Raw genomic sequence first — 21,304 nt, 5'->3', positions numbered from 1 at the left:
GGAAATAGGCTTTGTGTAAGTCAAAAAAGACGGAAAATGGAGGTATTTTAGAATGAATACTGGACAACAAGAAATCTTAGGTGCCCTACACAACTGTATAGTGACTTGTAATGAATGCTTTGATGCGTGTTTGAGTGAACATCATGTTTCTTCGATGGCAGAGTGTATACGTCTAGACAGAGATTGTTCTGAAATTTGTAGTCTTTTAGTACAAGCTATTTCTCGAAACAGCAGCAATATTGATGTTCTTGCAAGAAGCTGTGTTGAAATTTGTGAAAGATGTGCCGACGAATGTTCGAAACATGATCATGATCATTGTAAAAAGTGCGCTGAGGCCTGTAATGAATGTGCAAAAGTCTGTCGTAAATTAATTGCTTAAAGCGAAGTGTTAAAAATGAAGGAGCATCTATGTCGCCATGCCGAAAAAGGTATGAGCTAAAAAGCTGATGCTCTTTCATTTATAAGCACTAAGATACTTAGTTATGAAAAAGTTCATAACCCTTATAGACCAGTAGTATGGTGAGAGAAAATAAGGATACATAGAGGATAACGATCAAATTCTTCATAAACACTTTCATGAAAATCAACTCCATTCTATAGGTTGAATTGATTATATAGAAAGTTCGTGAAATTTATGAGGAAATAGACTAACAATCATTTATTATTAAAAAATTTTAATGTAAGAGGTGGTGACTAGGATGGATAAAATATTAATTGTTGATGATGAAATAAGAATGAGGCAATTATTAAGACTCTATCTAGAACCAATAGGATATGAATGTAGTATGGCGAATGATGGGATCGAAGCTTTAGAGAAAGTGAAAAAAGAAACCTTCGATTTGATTTTATTGGATGTAATGATGCCAATGTACGATGGATTCGAAGTATGTAAGAAAATAACGGATTCTCACCCGGAAGTCCCTATCATCATGATAACGGCTCTAAATGATGCTGAATCCATCGTCAAAGGACTAGATGCTGGAGCTACAGATTATGTCACAAAGCCGTTTAACGGGGACGTACTTTTAGCAAGAGTTCGGTCTGTCATGAGAAGGAAAGCAAAAGAACCCGTTATCTACCACGGACTTACGTTCGATGAGAGCAACAATTTAATTTTACTAGATGGCAAGTCGATTGACTTTACACCAAAAGCACATGCATTACTGCGACTATTCCTTCAACATCCTGGAAGGCTGTTCAACAGACTAGAGCTTTATGAATTCGTTTGGTCTTATACGTCAGAATCGGATCCGAGGACAGTTGATTCTCATATTAAGATGATTAGAGAAAAGTTAAGAGAGTTAGATTACCCGATCGATAGGCATCTGAAAACAATTTGGGGGAGAGGATATCGTTGGAGTGAGGATGAAACGAAATGACACTCTTGCTATAGGAGCAAAAGTGTCATCATAAAAATCATAAGGGAGTCGGTGTCGGCTTCGAGTATCCATCTTTATATGAAGAATCGATTGCAGAACGAATATCTTTAACCGATTCTCCGTCCCGTTGCTTCAAAATAGACTTTACAGCAATCTCGAGACAGGTGCTGCATGTCGTTCCGTGACTTGTCCATTTCACCGATCCATTCGTCGCGTTTTCTTCTATAAAGCAATCATAATTATTTTTATGATTGACTGTTTCACCGCAACCGCAATAGCAAGGTATTTTCTCTAGTAGTTTACGATTTTTCCCTACAGCTTGATAAACATTTCGTACATCTTCAGGTTGAGTTTTTAAAAACGTAGGAAGTATCAACGATGATGATGTTTCTTCAATCTTGTCACCGCTCATATGTTTCGCATGATCTACCTCCTTTGAATGATTGGGAGTAGAAGACTTCATCGGGGATTGAGCACAGCCGACCGCAATCAGGGATAGGCTAATAAGACTTACGCTTTTTAAGAGTATGTTAAGTTTCACGATTGGATTCTCCTTAGAGATAATTTTGTAGGTGCATAAAACAAAGCTTTTTAATTGCGTTTTTTGTATTAGCTCATTTGTCTGTTCACGATAGTACCTATTCGTTCATTTGACCATAGTCTTCATTAGTTCAGTTAATTCATGAATTGTCATCAATCATTTGATGTCTACCTCGAACTTGTCCTTTAATTCTTTTTAAAGTTTCAGTACTTGTGATTTTGGCGCTAAATAGTCCTATTCAAACAAATGGTCTCATTTTTTAAAATATATCCTATACTTGTATGATAATTTTTATTTTTTAGTGTGTCAAAATACATTTTATATTTATATATATAAGTTTAACTGGAAGTAAAAACGAGATGTAGCTCTATATAGTCATGATCTCTCTATATACACCATACAGGTGTATAATACGTAAAAGGAGGTTTTCTTATGGATCACCATATCCATCACGAACATACTCATCATGAAGACCAACAAATGAGTGCTTCACATCATGAACATGAAGGAATGATCGGAGACTTCAAGAAAAGATTTCTCGTATCGTTAATGTTGACCATTCCAATCCTGCTACTTTCCAAAATGATTCAAGAATGGTCGGGTATCAACATTAGCTTTCCATATGACGACGTTGTTTTGCTTTTGCTATCCACAATTGTCTACTTCTACGGTGGATGGCCGTTCTTAAAAGGTAGCTTAGACGAAATGAAACAAAAAAATCCGGGGATGATGATGTTGATCGCTTTAGCGATTAGTGTTGCATACTTTTATAGTGTGGGCATCATCTTAGGTCTAGGAGAGGGACATGACTTTTTCTGGGAGTTAGCAACGCTCATAGATATTATGCTTTTAGGACATTGGATTGAAATGAAGTCAATCATGGGCGCGTCTAACGCGCTACAAGAATTAGTCAAATTGTTACCCAGTATTGCGCATCGAATTGATGATGAAAAAATAGAAGATATTGCGGTGTCGGAATTACAGACTGGTGACGTGATTCTGATCAAACCTGGGGAGCAAGTTCCAGTTGACGGTAAGATAATAAAAGGAGCAACAACAGTTGATGAATCGATGCTAACAGGTGAATCTCTTCCCATCGAAAAGAAAATGGACGACAACGTAATTGCTGGCTCCATTAATCAAGAAGGAAGCTTGACTGTTGAAACGAAAAATACAGGTGAAGGCACGTATTTATCGAAAGTGATCGAATTAGTCAGCGAAGCGCAGGCATCTAAATCTAAAACACAAAATTTAGCGAATCGTGCAGCAAAAATTCTCTTCTATGTCGCTGTTTTTGCCGGTGTGTTGACATTTATCATTTGGCTTGCATTAGGATATCCGCTCAGCATTGCTATCGAACGTATGGTGACTGTCATGGTTATTTCGTGTCCCCATGCACTAGGACTTGCAGCGCCATTGGTCGTCTCTGTCTCGACGGCGCTGTCTGCTAAGAAAGGTTTATTGATTCGAAATAGGACGCAGTTTGAAGAGGCACGGAAATTAGACGCCATTATTTTTGATAAGACAGGTACTTTGACGCAAGGTAATTTTGGTGTGACGGATTTGATGCCGGTTGATGAAATTTCCTCAAACGAACTACTTCGTCTAGCAGCGGGAGTCGAACGTTCATCACAACATCCTCTTGCTAAAGGTGTAGTAAAAAGAGCAGAAGAGCTACAACTATCACTTCCATCGATTGAAGATTTTATGTCTATTACAGGAGTCGGATTGGAAGGGAAAGTAGAGGGTACGTTAATTCGTGTAGTGAGTCCTCGATATATTCGTCAAGAAAAAATAACGGTTGATGAGCTCGCTTTTGAAAAATTATCTGAAGAAGGAAAGACTGTCATATTTGTATTGAAAAACAAGCAATTACTAGGAATGATTGCACTTGCTGATTTAGTAAGAGAAGAAGCGAAAGAGACTGTGACTGCTCTTAAAAATAAAGGCATAAATTCAATCATGCTCACTGGTGACAATAAAAAGGTTGCACATTGGGTTGCCAAACAGTTGGGTATTGACGAAGTTCATGCAGAAGTTTTACCTGATGATAAATCAAGACAAGTAAAGAACATTCAATTGGAAGGTAGGAAAGTAGCCATGGTGGGTGATGGCATTAATGATGCACCCGCACTGGCACAAGCTGACGTAGGGATTGCGATTGGTAGTGGAACCGACGTGGCAGTCGAAACCGCTGATATCGTACTGGTCAGAAGTAATCCGAAAGATGTTCTCTCTATCCTTGAACTTTCCCGAAGCACTTATAACAAAATGATTCAAAACCTATGGTGGGCAGCTGGTTATAATATTATAACAATACCACTAGCAGCCGGCGTTCTAGCTCCCTATGGTGTGATCTTATCCCCAGCCATTGGGGCAGTACTAATGAGTCTTAGCACCGTCATTGTTGCTGTAAATGCTAGAACGTTAAAAATATGAAATCATTTGAAGTGATTTCAGAACTTATTAGTAGCCAAGCACTGGATTTAATCGCGTGTAAAAAGTCTATGAGTATTCGAAGACTTTTTACACGCGATTTTAATTTTATTAGAATATATGATGATGATTTATATAAAGAACAAATTTTTATTGCAATCATTATATAAAACGGTCGTTAAACAGACATATTCAAAAACTCATATGCTTACTTGTATATGAGCAATAGATGCCTTATTTATAAATGTCACGACGATGACCGATTTCAAGAATTAAGATCACGACTTTTTCATCCTGGATGTCAGCAATCAGACGATAGTCACCGATGCGATACCGCCATTCACCAGAACGATTCGAGACCAGTCCTTTCCCATGACGACGCGGATCATCCGTCCCGACCAGATTCTTCTTGATCCAGGACATGATGATCCGCGCTTGTTGTGGGTCCATCTTCTTGAGAGACTTTTGAGCTCCGCGCTCAAACTCTACCGAATATGCCGTCATTCTAAATCAAGTTCCTTCATCATGTCGTCGAAAGATATCGCTTCTGATTTTTTACGGTGTGCTGCCATGGAATCATGATAGAGTTGCAAATCGATTTCGTCTTCGATACGGTCGAGGACGGCATCGCGAACGAGTGTAGAAATCGTGATGTTCTTTGCCTTCGCATATTCCTTGATAAGTCGTGTATCCTGATCATCCAGACGTACGGAAATGGTACTCATGATTATCAGCTCCCTTGTAATACATTGTAATACATATTAAGGTTTTAGTACATAGGATTGGGCGATAATCCTAAATAAAGATTCTTTGAAGTGCTAAAATTCGACTTGTAAATATCCTAGATGAGTACGATTGAATCTAAAAAAGTGAATGAAATTATATTCAAATTAAAGTAAACATAGTCATTCCTCTTCAATTTGACCATGTTTAGGAAGGTGATGATCATGATAATTCCTTACATTCTCCTCGTTTGCGAAAACCGGATATGCATCCAAATGCTGCCCGTATCGGTTACAAGAAAACAAAAAGTGTTTTAAATTGAAGAAAGATCAAGGTACAGATCTGTTTAAGCATCTGTATTATTTTGTCGATTGGCGTCATCCTATTTTGTTCATTGACTGTCAGACACTATGGTTACGTCTGTGTCTTAAGTGGTCTGTTTATACTATACGCGGTCAGCACAACATGGTGAGATCTAGAAAAAGTTAGAAAGCAAGTTAATGGGAGCTCAAATCATGATTCAATTAGTCAAACAAGTCGACGATCATGTGTATCACATCGTCTTTCACCAAGAAGGGCGTACTTTATTCTGCCGGGAAGGAATTGCCCGAAAAGAGCAGGCGATTGATAGCGAGGACATGATGGAAACGAATGAGGAGTCCGCGACGAAGCGGATCGTCTTCAAAAGTCCCTTGCGCGCGTATCGTCAGAAAAAAGCATGGGTACGTGAAAAATTAGACGATGGATACATACGATCACCTTTTGCTCTGTCTGAAGTGATGGATTTTCGTTCAGATCGACGGATCATAAAGTTGCGCATTTTAAGCGCTTTACTCGTCCTATTGAGTGGATTACTGACGCTGACCGATATCTTACCGATTCCGGGATACATAACACTCGTCGTTCTGATGCTTTTCTGGCCGATGCATCTCGAAGGGAAATCCGCGCATGTTCGCATGTATCGATGGTCAGGAGCACTTTTCATGTTCGCATTAGCCGGCTCATCGAAAAACTATTTATCACCGATCAATCTCTCGATTAACGGAGCAGTCTGTCTCGTTTCAGGGTTCATTCTCCTGTTGTATGCGTCAGAACAATTACAGGAACTTGCGACGAAAGGAATCATATATCATGACGAATCAAAAAGCCAAGGTGATTGAACTCAAACGCGACAATGGTCAAACGACCGATTACTGGGTCAGTTACTGGATGGGGCGTACGCTCTATCAGGTATCCGTGCAAGAACAAGCGGATGGTCAAACGGATGAAGGGGAGGTTGTCAAAGAACGTTTTCCGTTCTATTTCGGAATGAAAAAGCGGATGCTCGAGTTAGCAGAAGAGAAAGAAGCACTTGGTTTTAGACCGTTGACCGAAGAGGAAAAAGCAACGCCTGTCATCGAGGAAGAAGAACCGACGCTCGATCCTGCTTTCTTTAAGCCAGCTATTCGTTATGCCTGGTGGATGCTTGGTCTTGGAATCCTCCTGTTTCTCCTGCCTTCACCGATCCTAAACGGACTCGCGTTCGGACTCGGCTTATTCGTCTGGTATGAGACGTTTGGACAAGCCGGAATACCGCGCAACTATCAGAGATATTTCCACGGGATGCTCGCGGGATTGACGATTTTACAGGTTTTATCTGCGATTGAGTTGGAACGATTTGCTCAACCGTATTATGCGACGATCTGTGTGATATCAGCAATTGTATTGGTTCTTCTAGTCGTACAGCACCGATTGAAAGAAACCGATCAAATCGGTCAGGAGGAAAGTATTCGGGTTAGGAAAATAAAGGACTATCCGGATGACTTAGATCTTTAAAAACTCATTTGCTCAACTTTCGGAAGTCTGGAACACTTCAGGATACTGTAAAATATAGGCATCACTTAAATCATTTTAGTCAGTCTATTGTAAGAAACATATGGATGTCATACCAAATGATCAATATATTTTAGAACTGATCTTACTTGTCTGGGCGATTGGTGCACTCGTCATCATCATTACGCAAGCGCGAAACACATTTGGTGTTTAATCCTTTGTGGAGATATTTTTGATTCTTGAGATTTTATTACTTGTTGTTCTTTTGATTGCCAAATGCAAAAAAATAATGGTCTCTTAAGTAGTAAAGGAAGGTCAGTTAACACTCATACATAAAGATTTAGTTAACATAATGAAGTAGGAGACAGTATGATCCGTTTCCTACTTTTTTTGTAATTATGCAATCGATTGCATTCGTATTCTTATTTAACATCCAGGAAAAGGAATCATATTTCTTGCAAAAAACTAGTTTTTATTTCTTAGGATTTATGTAAAAATAGAAAACAATAAACTGAGAGAATTTTTTGAAAAGTGAGCGACCAGATCATTCATCGTTTTGGAATGAGAGAGAGAAGTCCTCATTTTTCGAATTCTAATATCTCATTTTTCGAATTCTAATATCTTATTTTTTGAAAGCCTGGAGGGGAATGTATGAAATTGTTGAAGATGTGGAACCAAATCAGTTTAGTGAAACAAATCGCGATTGGCTTGATCGTGGGTATTATTTTAGCCGTCACGATTCCTGAAGTGGCGAAATCCTTGACCATTTTTGGGACTTTATTTATTTCTTCTCTGAAGGCAGTCGCGCCGATCTTGGTCTTTTTCTTAGTTATGGCATCAATCGTGCAGCATAAAAAAGGACAGCAGACGAATATGAAATCAATCATTTTCTTGTATCTGCTCGGGACGTTCTTAGCGGGAGCCATTGCGGTCATCGTCAGTTTCCTTTTCCCAGTGAACATTCGATTGACAGAAGGTGCGGAACAATTGGCTGCTCCGGGGAACACGGTTGAAGTTCTTCAAAAACTCGTCTTGAATATGGTCGATAATCCAGTCAATGCGCTCATACAAGCGAACTACATTGGCATTCTGACTTGGGCGATCGTGTTAGGAATCGCTTTAAAAAATGCGTCCGATACGACGAAGACATTTATCTCGAATTTTTCTGACGCCATTGCGAAAATGGTCGGATGGGTAATCAAACTTGCTCCTCTTGGTATCATGGGAATCGTCATTGGCTCTGTTACGGAAAACGGTCTTTCTTCATTGCTCGATTACGGGAATTTATTATTGGTATTGATTGGCACGATGCTTGTCGTAGCACTCATTGTTAATCCTCTCATCGTGTTCATCAACGTTCGTCAGAATCCATATCCACTCGTCTTCAAATGTATCCGGGAGAGTGGGATTACCGCTTTCTTCACACGAAGCTCAGCTGCAAACATTCCGGTCAACATGGAATTATGTAAGAAACTTGACCTCGATAAAGAGACGTACGGGATCTCGATTCCACTCGGTGCCACGATCAATATGGCGGGAGCGGCCATCACGATTTCCGTCTTAACGTTAGCAGCGGTTCATACGCTCGGTATCCCAGTCGACCTTCCGACAGCTATCATCTTGAGTGTTCTCGCTGCCGTTTGTGCATGTGGCGCATCCGGTGTCGCTGGTGGTTCGCTCCTTTTGATTCCGCTTGCATGTAGTTTATTCGGGATTCCGAATGACATTGCGATGCAAGTCGTAGCAGCGGGTGTTCTAGTCAGTGTGTTACAAGATTCGTTTGAGACAGCACTCAACTCGTCAACAGATGTCTTATTCACGGCGACAGCAGAATATCGAAAACGACTTAAAGAGGGAGAAACGCTCTCGATCAATCGTCAGTCGATGAATGAAGATGTATCTGAAAAAGTCGTCAACGGCTGATTAGCTTCTCTATTATCAGCATGATCTAAATAAGAAAAGGCATCCTTAGCTGAGGATGCCTTTTCTTATAGACAAATTAACCTTCTCCTAAAGCAACGTACTTTTTAAATTTCCCATTGAAACTCACTAGCAAAATGTCATTTCTTTCTTTAGTAGAGTATAGGACGGTACCCTTATAGAGTTTCGTAGCAGTCCCATTATCAAAAGCGTCTTTATCCGAACTTCTTCTTTTAATTTCTCCAACTTTTTCATTCTGAGTGACTTTGGTTTTTTCTGCCCATGCTACGTCTGATTTGTAGATCGTATCATTGAATTGAAAAATGTCTGCTTTAGCATCTTCGCTCAATACTTCGGATGCCGTCGGTTTTTCACTAGTACTTTGCATTATCTCTTCATTATTACAACCAACTAATATCCATACCGTCATAATCGAGAAAGCGAATGATAAAACGACTTTTTTCATGATATAACCTCTTTCTCGTTTTGTAAGTTATTCCATGCCGATACACGTTAACGTCAACTGCTCTTCACGGTTGCCATCCCATTTGATTCGGACATGGTACGTGTCAGTATCTTTAAAGATTTGTAAGGCGGCACTCGTATCAAAGGTGGCGCCATCTCTTTCGGTTCCAATGAAGCTTCGGAAATGGCTAGAGTGTTTAGCATATCGACCATCTGACAACTGACTATCGACAAACCAGGTCACAGGTTTCTGTTGGTGCTCCACTCGTTTTAGATCCTGTCCGATATATATTAGGGCGTAGCCTTCGCTTACCCGGTAAGATAAAGGACGTTCTTTGACTTGCCGTACATGAATCACGGCGTTCCAGGATTCGCCTTTTGCCTGAAAGATGAGGTGTTCGGGTTCAGATGTCGCTGAAGCGCGGTGAATACCATAGAGCGTGAAAAACGTGAGGAAAAGTAAGCATGCAATCAGTAAGGTTCGCTTAAATAAGCGTTCGGACATGAGGATCACCTCTGAACAGTGGTTTCCTTTAGTCTAGCAAATTCAAATGCTTTTCTTAGTCAGAAATCTTAAAAAAGGGGAATCCATTTTTAGGATATCCAGCGTCCGATCTGCTCACCCATCTTGACGCTACGTTCGATGCCTGGAGCGAGTTCGACCGTGTCCGGTGGCAAGACGAGGATGACAGTTGAACCGAACGAAAAGTAACCGAACTCTGCACCACGCTCCAGCAGGCGTCCTTGATGTGTCTGAACGATCGTATTGACGTTCAGCGCACCGACCATGACGTGCTCAATCGAGCGGTGATCGACTTGCAGACGCGTGACGCGGCGATAATTACGTGTCAACGGACGTTTGCTGAATCGTAGCCCCATGTCATTGACGGGTGCCGATTCTCGCCCCAGTGTATAACTCGTCGTGATTTCGCCCGTGACTGGCGAATGGACACGGTGATAGTCGATCGGACTCAAATAGAAAATTAAGGCGACACCGTTCGCGTAATCCTCGGCGCGTTCGCTTGAGCCAATCAGCTCAGCAACAGTATAGTCCTGTCCTTTAATTGTAAACCGACTATCTTGCGTTAATGCCGGGACGATGGAGAGGACGGCGTCACTTGGACTGACGAAGGCATCCGTCGTGGTTGCGATTGGTCGCATACCGGGACGTAACTCGCGTACGAAACAATCGTGCAGCGAGGTAAACGAATCGACAGACTTCAGCGCTTGATCCGTCTGAATGTGATAGGTGCGAATGAAAGGTCGGATGAGAGGGTTACTAAAGCGACTCATCGCAAACCGGTTTAGTGTGTTCGCGACTATTGGTCGAGCATTTAAGTGGACGATCGTATCAAGGATGGCTTTCTTCATGAGGTAAAAACTCCTTTAAGTTGTAATCTACCTCTTAGGATAAGGTCAAATTCTGTTGATAGACGGAGTCGTTTTCTTAAGTTTGTCTTAAGAAAAACACGTACCGAAGATACGGCACGTGTCAGAACGTCATGATCTTCGAGTCAACAAATAAAGTAGGGGTCCGAACGCACCAATCGCGAGGGTGATGATTGCCCAAAGCGGAAAGCTTCGTCCGGTACGACGTGTATCATGGCGGAGCCAAACGATGATGAAGAGGGCGCAGAGAATCAGGTCGACGAAAATCTGGAGCGTCGCCGTGTTTTGTGTCGCTTCCGTAAAGATGGCAAGTACACCAAAATCAATTATCGAAAACGCAGTTAAAACAGCGAAAGCGATCGTAATGACAAGCAATAAAGGTTTCGGGATGGTGTCTACAAATGAAGCTTGAGATTCTCTCATGAAGGATCCTCCTTAAAATGTAGTGATTACTACAAATTAATGTAGCACGTACTACATCCATGCGTCAATCTGCTTAGATGTTGTATGATGAAAAAGGAGAAGGGAGAATCGATAATAATGGATAAGTTTGAACAGAAGCGACAGGATTATACGCATCAGATCGCAAAAGCGACGTTAGCATCAAGCATCAAGGAAATGAGTCTGAAGAAGATGGCGACCGCTGCCGGGACGAGTGACCGGATGCTGATGCATTATTTCAAGGATAAGCAAGATATCGAGACCGCAGTGTTGACTGCGATCAGCCAAGAACTGATTGATTTACTGCAGCAACCGGATCTAAAACTCGAGTTCACTGCATTCGTCCGCTTTCTACGTCAAGCAATCGATGAGCCACGAATCAAGCCATATTTGAATCTTTGGTTCGAGATCACCCATCTCGCAACGAGTCAGGGAGAACCGTATACGTCAATCACGCGGACGATCGGGGAGTCGTTCGACGATTGGATTAAACAGATCTATGTACCAACAGAGGGGGAAGATGCCGATAAGCAAACAGCGTTGCTCTTTGTCTTCACGGAAGGACTCGTCGTTTTGAATAAGATCGGTTTACAAGACCGGATGGACGCGGCGGTTGAAGCGATGATTGCATTAACAAGGGACAATATGCCTCGTAACTGAGGTGTGCTGTCCTTTTTCGGCATTTCACTGAAAAATCGTCACAGCTGAATAAAGAAGTAAGGTACACATAATGACGCGAAACGCGACGTCGTATCTTTGAAATAACGAACGAAACAACGAGCCACTTCCTGCCCAAAGCAATAAGGCGATCCACCCGAGAATGATGGCATACAACATGTATTGAACGATTTCTACAGTAGACGTGCTGTGCGGCAGAATGAACGTCGATAAAGCGGTTAAGAAAAAAAGGATACTCTTGACGTTGATGAGTTGGAACAACAGACCGGATAAAAATGTCGCTGGCACGGTATCGATCTGACTTGCTGTCTGCTTCGGGAAACCAATCTTATAGGCAAGGTAACCGAGGTATGCGGCACCGAGCCACTGTAGAATCGGTTCGATCATAGGTAAGGTCGCTTGTAATGCTGTCGTCCCTAATGCGCTGATCAACCCGAGTATCATGAACCCTAGTAAGATTCCGGTATTAAATCGCCAAGCACCACGAAAACCGAAGTGGCTCGATTCATGCATGACTAACAGATTACTTGGTCCTGGTGTGATGGATGTAATGATGACATAAGATAAAAAAGCAACAATATTCATAAGAAAACTCCTTTTTCATTCTATCGAATACTTGAATTCTAGTGTAAGATGTCAAGATCGATAAATAAAATTGAAATAAAAAATTGTACCATCATTTTTTTCGATGGAACAATCAAAGGAGAGTCTTGGAATGGAAATTCGCCATTTGATCAGCTTCTTGAAGATTATTGAGACAGGGAGTTATACGGCAGCTGCGAGTGAACTCGGCTACACGCAATCGACGATTACGTCCCATATGCAACTGCTCGAGCAAGAAGTAGGCGGTGCCTTGTTTTTCTATGCCAATCGGACGCTTCAGCTCTCACCTTTAGGTCAGGAAATCATCCCTCTGGCTGAAGACTTACTAGCGACACATGAGAAAATCAAGTCGATTCAACAACAGGATTCCTTTGAAGGCGTCTTGAAAATCGCTGCGCCAGAGTCACTGACGATCTCTCGTCTTGGTTCCGTCCTACAGAAGTTCATGACAGCATATCCGAATGTCAACATCGTCTTATCGAATGGAACATGTAAGGAAAATCAAGACGAACTCTTACATGGACGGGTCGATGTCGCCTTGATGTTGTATCCAATGTTTTCCGCTGATCGTTGTACGCATGATGTTTTGACAGAAGAGAAGATCGTCATCATTGGTCATCCGACGATGCCGGATCATTTTGACGCGATTCGATCTTCCGCGGACACATACGTCTATCTGACGAATGAAGACGGATGCAGTTACCGAACGATGTTTGAGGCGTGCGTCAGAAACCAAGACATCTCGTTTCAGACACAGGAATTGTGGAGTATCGGGGCAATCAAGAAGATGGTGATGAACGGTCTGGGTTTTGCTGTGTTACCGTATGTGACGGTAGCAGATGAAGTGGAAGCAGGTGCGATGAAAATCATTCAACATGATGAGACGTTTGAACCGATGTATGCCCATCTGCTTGCGAAACAGTCGAAGTGGGGCTCACCCGTGACACGCGCGTTTCAGGAAATCGTCCTCGACCAATTCACGAAGTCAAAGTGAATCGAGTATCTCGACCCAGACTTGATAATAGATTTCTTCATCGAGGTGAACCGTTGCCGAACGTACGCGATAGTCTAGGTTTTCCGCTAAATAAAATGCAAGAATTGTCGCGACTTTAAAGTCAGGGGTGCAATATCCGGTAATTGACCGACCATGGATCTCATTCGTGATCGAATCCGCCCAGACTTCTGCTTCACGTAATGTCTCGAACTGAAGCATCTCTTCCTTCCAACGAATCGACATCTTATGTCCTCCTCTACTGTAGTTAATGTTATTATATGGAAGAAATAGTGTGTTACTCAAGGGGGAACGTCAGACATGAGTCGTTTTGGAATGCATCGGGAAGAAATCAATCCGCCGCTCGGTGCCGCCTTCATCGGTTATCACCGAGAAGTTGGTGTCGCAAGCATACACGATCCGTTATATGTCACAGCGAGCATCTTTGAGAGCGAGCAGACGACATCGATTTTTGTCAGCATCGATAACATCGGTTTGCTCGTCGCAGATACCAATACCATCCGTGAAGGCATCGCGGACCGGCTAGACGTCTCAAAGAAACAGATCACGGTCGTTTACACGCATACACATTCAGGCCCAGCGACAGCGGGAACTGAACCGTTGACCGTTGCCTACAAAACGATCTTGACGCAACAAGCGATTGTATCTGCTGTTAAGGCGAGTGAAACGATGCAACCGGTCGAGATGGGTTGGGGTGTGAAGCAAGGGAAACTCGGCGTCAACCGACGAGAAAAAATAAATGGTCACGCGGTGATGGGGTCGGATCCGCTTGGGGTGACGGATGACCGAATCGGGACACTATTGGTTCGCCGTGCCGATGATGCGTGTCTCGTCGGAGCCTTCGTTTTCTGTACAGCGCATCCGAACGTCTTGAAATCAGACAGTGTCGTCTTATCCGGTGATTATCCGGGTGTCGCTCGAACGATACTCGAACAGGCACTCGGCTGTCCAGTCGTGATCGTCCAGGGGGCGACGGGAAACGTCAATGCGAAATATCGTGGTGACCTAGCAAGCCTGCAGAAGATGGCGTTTGCTCTAAGTGGACACGTCTTAACGACGATTCCAGACGTATCGTTTCAACCGTTAACGCACCACCGGATTCAGTCGATGATTAATCCGATGCGCTTAACAGAAATACCAACGATAAACCAATTACAAGACATGGCGGATTACGCCGAACTGACTTGGGGCGTCAGCGCAGCGCGCTGGTTGGCGTACGTTCAGGAACGATCGGGAGAAACACTCACCATCCCGGTCGAAGTTCAATTGTTTGAACTAAATGAAGGTTCGTTCTCAGGCATCCCGATGGAGCCGTTCTGTGAGACAGCGCTACAGATAAAGCGGATGCGTCAAACGGAACTCGCTTTTTTCGGAGGCTATACGAACGGTTACATCGGTTATTTGCCGACAGCGGAAGAACATCCGTATAGTGGGTACGAGGTGGCAATCAATCCCGTCGTCTACGGTCCAGTGACGGGTCTTTGGATGCCGCCTGTACCGGAAACAGCGAACGACATCGTGAGTCACATCCGTCAACTCTATGAAATGAATAACAACCCGGCTTCTCTCGTCTTAGAGGCCGGGTTGTTATGATTACGACTTGATTTTTTTGATGATCCAGAATAAAGCGAAAACAAATCCGCATGTTAGGAAGATGAATAAAAAGAGCAGAATGAGTAAGTTAGACATTTGTAGCATCGGAGACCTCCGTGAATATGTATAGCTGGATTTTCGAACTTTCGAATAATAATAGAGTAACATAGTAATTAACATTATATAGGGAAATGACTTGTTGTTTTCTATATTTTTTAAATGAGTTACTCATTATATGAACGAATAGTTATTTTATTCCATTATAATTGAGAGGGAAAATATCATGATTATCAAAAGATGTATTCTTAAGTGTTGTCATCACTTATTTATTCCTCAGTTTGATTTTATCCTTCAGCATCGGATATACGATCGATTGGATTCCGGAAGTAACTTTAGCTCAAAAGATAAAAGGGTACGCTTTTGAAGGGTTCACTCGTTTTAGTGTTATAAAGCTTTTAATTGTTGCAGGTGTAAGTATTTTGTACAGTTTACTCTCCTCAAAACAAAGAGCATCGAGTTCACGTAAGCGTTGATTTCCTTTATTTTGAAACTTTTCTTTGTTTGATTACGTTTATTAGGTATAATCGGTCTACTAAAAGGAGAGAGTATGATGAGAAAGAGAATCGGCGCAATTGCTCTAGTGAGCGGCATGCTGATACTCGGAGGTTGCGGAACAGCGGCAACACAAACCGATGTATTTGATCAACAAGGTACATATCTAGGGGATAACAGTAACGTACGAGACATCGTCCAACAGCTACCTCATGGCGATCAGTTAAAGAAAATGGAACTGTCGACGAAGGATAAACCGTATCAACTCACGTTACGTTATGCTGGATATGAAGAAGGACAGGTCGAACAAAAAAGCAATCGTACGGCAATCTACAATGCAACAGCACTGTTCACATTGATTCCGAATGTCGACCACGTCAACATGACGATCGAGGATGCTTCGTATCACTTTACGAAACAACAGCTGCGCGATTGGTATGGAAAAGACTTTACGGCGTACGATAATGAGAAAGCACTGAAGGTGTTTACGAAGCCTTTTATCGAAGATGAACTGAAAGTAAAAGAAATACTGAATTGAAAAGAAAAAGTGGAAGTAGATGAATTTTCATCACTTCCACTTTTTTATACTATTGATTATTTCCCTGGCTTCGTCTTATAGAAGCTGTAGAAGACGCTGATCAAGATGACGAGGACGATTGTACCGAGCGACATCCAGATTGGCATTTTGTAGACGTCACTGAAGATCATCTTCGCTCCGATGAAGACGAGCATGAAGCTAAGACCGTGTTTCAAGTAGTAGAAACGATCAATCAAGTTCGCGAGGACGAAGTAGAGACTACGAAGTCCAAGGATCGCCATGATGTTCGCATAGAAGATGATATACGGATCACGCGAGTACGCGAAGCTTGCTGCGACCGAGTCGACGGCGAAGACGATATCCGAGATCTCGATGAAGACAAGCGCGATCAAGAGTGGCGTGAAGAACAGTTTCCCATCAATTCGTTTTGCGAACTTACCAGACGAGATGTCTTGCGTGATCGGTAAACGTTTCTCTAACCAACGAATCGTTTTGTTTTCTTCGAGCGACGTCTCTTGACCGATGTTTTTGTACATCATCCAACCAGTGTAGACGAGGAACGCTCCGAAGATGTAGTAGACCCAAGCGAAGTTCTCAAGCAACGAAACACCAGCGACGATGAAGATGACGCGGAAGAAGATTGCGCCAAGAATACCCCAGAATAAGACTTTGTGCTGGTACTTCAATGGAATCGCGAAGTACGCGAAGACGAGTGAGAAAACGAAGACGTTATCAATCGCGAGAGCCTTCTCGATGAAATAAACGCTCGTATATTCGACAGCAGCGGAGCTACCTTGATCGAAGTAGAGCCAGCCCCCGAAGGCGATCGCAATCGCGATCCAGACGAACGTCCACGTCCAGGCCTCCCGAAGTGAAACTTCATGTGCCTTACGATGGAAGACTCCAAGGTCAAGAGCGAGCATGATGAAAACGATGGCTAGAAAAGCAATGAGTAGTGTCAACAGCGCTTCCTCCTTTAAGGTAATTGTTATCTTGAATTTATTATAAGGTCATGAGAACTCAAAAGTAAAGAGATAAATGTTCGGAATGTGCAATTGGTTAAAAAACAATCCCCAAAAGTGGACGAATATATTCGACATGATGTGCAATGAAACGACATGAAACCCAGTTCCGAGAAGGGACTGGGTTTCATGCATGTTACTTTTAATTATATAAGTCATCATGATAAGGGAGGGAAATGCGTCACGACGTACGTTCCGAGTTCATCGATGACATCTTCCGCTGATCGCTCACCGTCGAATAGGGCGAAGAACAGATGATTGACGCCAAGCTAGCGATACAATTTCAGCAACTCGATTAGTCGATTGCGTCCGATCCGGAAACCGAGTCGAATCGGTGTCGCTTCCTCGTTCGGATCCGCAGACAGGTCAAGATGCATCGGCATCGAAAACGGGCGAAACGTTGTGTTACCGGCTGCTTGACTCGCTGCACGCCATTGTTCGATGGCACGTGCTTGTTCGAACGGTCCTTGCGGATAATACATCCAGCCGTCGCCGTTTTTTGCGAGCCAGTCCATATCCTGCTGTGCGAAACCCGTGATCATCGTCGGGATTCTCTTTTTAGGTCGCGGGACGAGCGTCGCACCACGAACTTCTCCATACGTCGAATCAATTTGCGGATAATCTTCGTATAAGGCTTGCTCCATCACTTGCAGTGCTTCCTTGAACTGAGCACCACGGCTCGGATGATCGACACCGAGTCCATGGAAGTCGGCTTGCCGGTCACCGGACGAGACACCGAGAATCAAACGTTCCGGGAACAAGGCATCAATCGTCGCGACTTCCTTCGCAGAGCGTAACGGATGACGGAGCGGCAGGACGAGTGCTGACGTTCCGAGGGCGATTTGTTTCGTTTGGCTGAGGAGATGCGTCCCGTATATCAGCATGTCATGAATCTGTCCGACAGCCGGATCAAGAAAATAAGGATCCTTTAATAAGACGTCGCGTAGCCAGAGCGTCGTAAAACCATAGTTCTCTGCTTTTTGTGCGAGCTCGACTTGATTGGCAAGCGTCGGCGTTCGCATCTTGAAATTCTCGAGCGGGACGTGGAGACCGAGCGTGAGCTCGCTCTCCCGGTACATCCGCTGATAACTTGCATGATCGTTAAACATAGTAGTCCTCCTTATTGATGTTCGAGACGACGCGAGACACCTGTCAAGATGACGGCAAGAATGACCATGATCCCGCCGACCCATGGCGTGTGGACGAGACCGATCGTATCGGTGACGAGACCACCAATCGTTGCTCCGAGTGCGATGCCGATGTTAAAGGCTGCGATATTCAAGGCAGATGCAACATCGACTGCTGCTGGGACATATTTTTCAGCCAACTGGACGATATAGAGCTGTAGTCCAGGGACGTTCATGAACGCAAGGAGTCCCATTAAGATGATACCGATGATACCGGCGACCTTGAACGGAATCATGAACGAGAGGGCGATCATGACGATGGCATGGATAATAAACATATAGAACAACGCTTTAATCGGATTACCGTTCGCGAGTTTTCCGCCGACCGTGTTTCCGATCGCAACCGCGATTCCGTAGACGAGCAGAATGATACTGATCAAGCTGGGACTGATTTTCGTGACGTCCTGCATGATTGGTGTCAAGTACGTAAAGGCGACGAACGTTCCACCGTAACCGAGGGCAGTGATCAAGAAGCCGAGCATCAAGCGTCCGTTCGTCAACAGTTTGAACATGTCGGAGAACTTAGCAGGTGGTGATTGTTTCAAGTCTTTTGGAATCAAGAAGAAGCTTGCGATGATCGCAATGATTCCGAGTGCAGCAACCGCGAAGAACGTCGCGCGCCAGCCGAATGATTGACCGATGAATGTCCCAAGTGGAACACCTGTGACCGTTGCGACTGTCAGACCTGTGAACATCAAGGCGATGGCACTCGCTTTTTTATGCTCCGGTACGAGCTGGACGGCAATCGTCGCACCGATTGAGAAGAAGACACCGTGCGAGAAAGCAGTGATGAAACGAGCCACGATCAACAATTCAAACGTCGGTGAAATCGCTGAGACGAGGTTACCAGCGATGAAGACGACCATTAATGCCATCAGTAACGTTTTCCGATTCATTCGGTTCGTCAGTGCCGTCAGGATGGGTGCACCGACGGCGACACCGATTGCGTAACCAGAGATGATGAGACCAGCGAGTGTGATACCGATATTTAAGTCACCAGCGATCGCTGCGAGCAGTCCGACGGGAACGAATTCCGTCGTACCGATCCCAAAGGCGCTGATGGCTAAGGCAAGTAGGGCAAGTCCGCCGTTTCTTGGGACCTGTTCCTCCTGGATCCGTGAGTTTAATTGATTCATGGGGATTCCTCCTAAAAATGATTTCAGTAGGGATCGTGTTCAGTGGGCCCGACCGAACATGATCCGATTGACATGACCCCAGCATAACGGGGGTGTTTCATTTCGGGAAGTACGTACTTTAAAGTGCGATAGGCACTAAAAAGTACCCTACTCCTTTATTTAGATACAAGGTCTAAAAGGAGGTTGTACTTTCCGTTGACAATTGCTATCATATAGCCAGCTAATCTGCTTGGGAAGTACGCACTTTCAAGTACGATAGGCACTAAAAAGTACCTATGCCCTTAACAGAATCACGAAAGGATGGAACATATATGCCATACAATATCCCGGTCGAAGCAACACTTGAAGTCATCGGTGGAAAGTGGAAGGTCGTCATCATGTGTCATTTGATCAAAGGCGAGCGTCGGACGAGTGAGCTCCGCAAGCTGATGCCGACGATCACGCAAAAAATGCTGACGCAACAATTGCGGGAGTTAGAAGAAGACGGCGTCATCATCCGGACGGTCTTTGAACAAGTCCCACCGAAAGTCGTCTACTCGTTATCCGAGTACGGCTGGTCGCTGAAGCCGATTCTTGACGCGATGTGCGCATGGGGAGAAGGACATATTGATTTGACGGGTGGAGAAGTCGTCTCGTCATGACGAACAAAAGTGAGTCTCGCTCGAGGCTCACTTTTTTGAATACATATACAAGGTGGGGAAAAAAGATGGAGCAACCAATCGTTCAGTTCGATTCGATTACAGTCAGTTTTGAGGATAAAGCCGGCAGCTGCCAGTCAATCGAGGAGTTTGCACAAGGATTCGAGCATGGCATCTTATTTTTTGGTCATCCGCCGGAAACCAATGATATCAAAGTCGTCCTTGATCTGAAGACAAACTTTGGTGAACGGACGTTTCGGTTTAACTTTTGCCGGATGGATCGGGCGCTTGGTCATTACTTGATTGATGAATTGGTCATAAAGTGGGTCGTGTTATGGGAATGGTATCATCAAGAGAAATATGATACGGGCGAGAAGTTTCATGAAGATATTCCAAAAGACTCAGTCCGAGCCTTTTATCGTGAAGTAGATGTACAAAACGAGAAACGGATGGAGAACTACTTTGAAGAAGATTACGATGAAGAAGACGGAGGGTTCAGCGATTCATACTCGAACTATACGAGCCTTGACTTTACGATTGAGGGAGATCCCATCAATACATTAGAACGGATGCGGAACCCAGGTGTCTTTTTCGAGTATTACTTTAAGGTCTGGATCGACTTAGAACATTCATTACCCGCGATTCGACGTATCATTGATGCGTTAGATGTACATACACCTGAATAATACTTGAATGAAACGAGCATCGCTCCCTCTGTCATCGACAGAAGGAGCGATGTTTTGGTTAGAACGCTTTGCGTTGACCTTTTAGAATCGTCTGTTGCAGAGGACCAAAGTCACCCGGAACCGTCCGTTCCATGAACAGATACGGTTTTCCATCAACGATGAATTTGCGATCGCCAAGATACTCGAAGTGGCGACCGTCATCCTTTAGTCTTCGCTTAACAGCTTGAATATGGTCTTCATGATGAATGAACCGCTCGTTAAACGTCATGACGATATTTCCTTTTTTGAATCCGAGTAAGAAGACGTAGTAGAACCAATAGCCAACAAGACAAATACCAACGGCCAATAACAAATCATACATGTGTGTCGAGCTCCTTTCGTGTATACAGATTTTTACGAATATTTCTGTAAAAATATTCAATTAATTTCAATCAAAAGTAAAAAAGTATTCATCTGAAGATGAATGATATGCTCCCCAAAAAGTAGACAGTTGAAATAACAAAAACTGTCCACTTTTTGAAGGGAGCATTTTCTGTGTCTAAATCTAAGTTTT

At 43.5% G+C, this 21,304-nt stretch carries 24 protein-coding genes and 1 pseudogene; 12 read left to right on the top strand and 13 right to left on the bottom strand.

Translation table 11 applies throughout. The features are described 5' to 3' along the window. Positions 1-52 precede the first annotated feature (52 nt). Both KNQ15_RS15580 and KNQ15_RS15575 read left to right on the top strand, forming a co-directional pair. Positions 53-379 carry a four-helix bundle copper-binding protein gene (locus KNQ15_RS15580; protein ID WP_071908772.1) on the top strand — a complete coding sequence of 109 codons (327 nt, stop codon included), beginning with the start codon at positions 53-55 and terminating at the stop codon, positions 377-379. Between the two features lie 319 nt (positions 380-698). Next, the gene (locus KNQ15_RS15575; RefSeq protein ID WP_047394277.1) at positions 699-1,379 is read left to right on the top strand and encodes a response regulator transcription factor; all 681 of its coding nucleotides are present in this window, start codon (positions 699-701) and stop codon (positions 1,377-1,379) included. 37 nt (positions 1,380-1,416) lie between these two features. Here KNQ15_RS15575 and KNQ15_RS15570 read toward each other — a convergent pair whose 3' ends face one another. After that, positions 1,417-1,920, bottom strand: coding sequence for a PCYCGC motif-containing (lipo)protein (locus KNQ15_RS15570; RefSeq protein WP_029343432.1), 504 nt, complete (start codon positions 1,918-1,920; stop codon positions 1,417-1,419). 432 nt (positions 1,921-2,352) lie between these two features. On the opposite strand from KNQ15_RS15570, the gene KNQ15_RS15565 reads away from it, so the two are divergent. Next, positions 2,353-4,359 carry a heavy metal translocating P-type ATPase gene (locus KNQ15_RS15565; RefSeq protein WP_214730018.1) on the top strand — a complete coding sequence of 669 codons (2,007 nt, stop codon included), beginning with the start codon at positions 2,353-2,355 and terminating at the stop codon, positions 4,357-4,359. 231 nt (positions 4,360-4,590) lie between these two features. Here the strand turns inward: KNQ15_RS15565 and KNQ15_RS15560 are convergent, their stop codons facing one another. Both KNQ15_RS15560 and relB read right to left on the bottom strand, forming a co-directional pair. Then, positions 4,591-4,860 (bottom strand): type II toxin-antitoxin system RelE family toxin, encoded by a 270-nt coding sequence (locus KNQ15_RS15560; RefSeq protein WP_047394265.1) that lies wholly within the window; start codon positions 4,858-4,860, stop codon positions 4,591-4,593. After that, a complete protein-coding gene (gene relB, locus KNQ15_RS15555; protein WP_026829710.1) occupies positions 4,857-5,081 on the bottom strand; it encodes a type II toxin-antitoxin system RelB family antitoxin in 225 nt (74 codons plus the stop codon). The genes KNQ15_RS15560 and relB overlap by 4 nt, the downstream gene beginning before the upstream one ends. Positions 5,082-5,594: 513 nt before the next feature. Between relB and KNQ15_RS15550 the strand changes: the two genes are divergently transcribed. The 3 genes from KNQ15_RS15550 (at position 5,595) to sstT (ending at position 8,814) form a co-directional block, all read left to right on the top strand. Further along, positions 5,595-6,239 carry a hypothetical protein gene (locus KNQ15_RS15550; RefSeq protein ID WP_047394298.1) on the top strand — a complete coding sequence of 215 codons (645 nt, stop codon included), beginning with the start codon at positions 5,595-5,597 and terminating at the stop codon, positions 6,237-6,239. Next, complete coding sequence (locus tag KNQ15_RS15545) at positions 6,211-6,894, top strand: hypothetical protein (RefSeq protein WP_047394256.1); 684 nt, start codon at positions 6,211-6,213, stop codon at positions 6,892-6,894. Before KNQ15_RS15550 ends, KNQ15_RS15545 begins: the two co-directional genes overlap by 29 nt. A gap of 648 nt (positions 6,895-7,542) precedes the next feature. Next, a complete protein-coding gene (gene sstT / locus KNQ15_RS15535) occupies positions 7,543-8,814 on the top strand; it encodes a serine/threonine transporter SstT (RefSeq protein WP_047394253.1) in 1,272 nt (423 codons plus the stop codon). 76 nt (positions 8,815-8,890) lie between these two features. On the opposite strand, the gene KNQ15_RS15530 is transcribed toward sstT, so the two are convergent. The 4 genes from KNQ15_RS15530 to KNQ15_RS15515 form a co-directional block, all read right to left on the bottom strand. Further along, complete coding sequence (locus tag KNQ15_RS15530; protein WP_047394249.1) at positions 8,891-9,277, bottom strand: hypothetical protein; 387 nt, start codon at positions 9,275-9,277, stop codon at positions 8,891-8,893. A gap of 27 nt (positions 9,278-9,304) precedes the next feature. Next, on the bottom strand, positions 9,305-9,781 hold the full coding sequence (locus tag KNQ15_RS15525) for a hypothetical protein (RefSeq protein WP_047394244.1): 477 nt from the start codon (positions 9,779-9,781) through the stop codon (positions 9,305-9,307). 89 nt (positions 9,782-9,870) lie between these two features. Further along, positions 9,871-10,647, bottom strand: coding sequence for a phosphatidylserine decarboxylase (locus KNQ15_RS15520; RefSeq protein WP_214730017.1), 777 nt, complete (start codon positions 10,645-10,647; stop codon positions 9,871-9,873). A gap of 129 nt (positions 10,648-10,776) precedes the next feature. Then, positions 10,777-11,088, bottom strand: a complete 312-nt coding sequence (locus KNQ15_RS15515) for a DUF2834 domain-containing protein (protein ID WP_052169468.1) — start codon at positions 11,086-11,088, stop codon at positions 10,777-10,779. A gap of 117 nt (positions 11,089-11,205) precedes the next feature. Here KNQ15_RS15515 and KNQ15_RS15510 point away from each other — a divergent pair, with 117 nt between their 5' ends. Beyond that, positions 11,206-11,766, top strand: coding sequence for a TetR/AcrR family transcriptional regulator (locus KNQ15_RS15510; protein WP_047394236.1), 561 nt, complete (start codon positions 11,206-11,208; stop codon positions 11,764-11,766). A gap of 24 nt (positions 11,767-11,790) precedes the next feature. Here the strand turns inward: KNQ15_RS15510 and KNQ15_RS15505 are convergent, their stop codons facing one another. Next, positions 11,791-12,369: a LysE family transporter gene (locus KNQ15_RS15505; RefSeq protein WP_214730016.1), complete on the bottom strand. Its 579-nt coding sequence runs from the start codon at positions 12,367-12,369 to the stop codon at positions 11,791-11,793. 130 nt (positions 12,370-12,499) lie between these two features. On the opposite strand from KNQ15_RS15505, the gene KNQ15_RS15500 reads away from it, so the two are divergent. After that, complete coding sequence (locus KNQ15_RS15500) at positions 12,500-13,381, top strand: LysR family transcriptional regulator (protein ID WP_047394228.1); 882 nt, start codon at positions 12,500-12,502, stop codon at positions 13,379-13,381. On the opposite strand, the gene KNQ15_RS15495 is transcribed toward KNQ15_RS15500, so the two are convergent. Continuing rightward, positions 13,373-13,624: a hypothetical protein gene (locus KNQ15_RS15495; protein WP_251137722.1), complete on the bottom strand. Its 252-nt coding sequence runs from the start codon at positions 13,622-13,624 to the stop codon at positions 13,373-13,375. The genes KNQ15_RS15500 and KNQ15_RS15495 overlap by 9 nt on opposite strands. Before the next feature lie 75 nt (positions 13,625-13,699). On the opposite strand from KNQ15_RS15495, the gene KNQ15_RS15490 reads away from it, so the two are divergent. Then, positions 13,700-14,992: an alkaline ceramidase gene (locus KNQ15_RS15490; protein WP_052169467.1), complete on the top strand. Its 1,293-nt coding sequence runs from the start codon at positions 13,700-13,702 to the stop codon at positions 14,990-14,992. 610 nt (positions 14,993-15,602) lie between these two features. Beyond that, positions 15,603-16,082: a DUF4825 domain-containing protein gene (locus tag KNQ15_RS15485; protein ID WP_052169466.1), complete on the top strand. Its 480-nt coding sequence runs from the start codon at positions 15,603-15,605 to the stop codon at positions 16,080-16,082. A gap of 56 nt (positions 16,083-16,138) precedes the next feature. Here the strand turns inward: KNQ15_RS15485 and KNQ15_RS15480 are convergent, their stop codons facing one another. The 3 genes and pseudogenes from KNQ15_RS15480 to KNQ15_RS15470 form a co-directional block, all read right to left on the bottom strand. After that, entirely contained in the window at positions 16,139-17,044 is a 906-nt protein-coding gene (locus KNQ15_RS15480; protein WP_214730015.1) for a TerC family protein, read from the bottom strand. A gap of 218 nt (positions 17,045-17,262) precedes the next feature. Next, positions 17,263-18,213: pseudogene (locus KNQ15_RS15475) on the bottom strand (TIGR03571 family LLM class oxidoreductase). Between the two features lie 11 nt (positions 18,214-18,224). Beyond that, positions 18,225-19,427 (bottom strand): MFS transporter, encoded by a 1,203-nt coding sequence (locus tag KNQ15_RS15470; protein WP_052169465.1) that lies wholly within the window; start codon positions 19,425-19,427, stop codon positions 18,225-18,227. 311 nt (positions 19,428-19,738) lie between these two features. Between KNQ15_RS15470 and KNQ15_RS15465 the strand changes: the two genes are divergently transcribed. Both KNQ15_RS15465 and KNQ15_RS15460 read left to right on the top strand, forming a co-directional pair. Continuing rightward, positions 19,739-20,068 carry a winged helix-turn-helix transcriptional regulator gene (locus tag KNQ15_RS15465; protein WP_023468096.1) on the top strand — a complete coding sequence of 110 codons (330 nt, stop codon included), beginning with the start codon at positions 19,739-19,741 and terminating at the stop codon, positions 20,066-20,068. A gap of 65 nt (positions 20,069-20,133) precedes the next feature. Further along, entirely contained in the window at positions 20,134-20,751 is a 618-nt protein-coding gene (locus KNQ15_RS15460; RefSeq protein ID WP_214730014.1) for a hypothetical protein, read from the top strand. Between the two features lie 58 nt (positions 20,752-20,809). On the opposite strand, the gene KNQ15_RS15455 is transcribed toward KNQ15_RS15460, so the two are convergent. Next, positions 20,810-21,112: a hypothetical protein gene (locus tag KNQ15_RS15455; protein ID WP_023468098.1), complete on the bottom strand. Its 303-nt coding sequence runs from the start codon at positions 21,110-21,112 to the stop codon at positions 20,810-20,812. Positions 21,113-21,304: the final 192 nt, after the last annotated feature.

It is taken from the genome of Exiguobacterium sp. s168, from assembly GCF_018619035.1.
Classification (GTDB): domain Bacteria; phylum Bacillota; class Bacilli; order Exiguobacteriales; family Exiguobacteriaceae; genus Exiguobacterium_A; species Exiguobacterium_A acetylicum.
The sequence above is the reverse complement of the archived record's forward strand: the minus strand, read 5'-3'. Positions and strand labels throughout refer to the sequence as shown.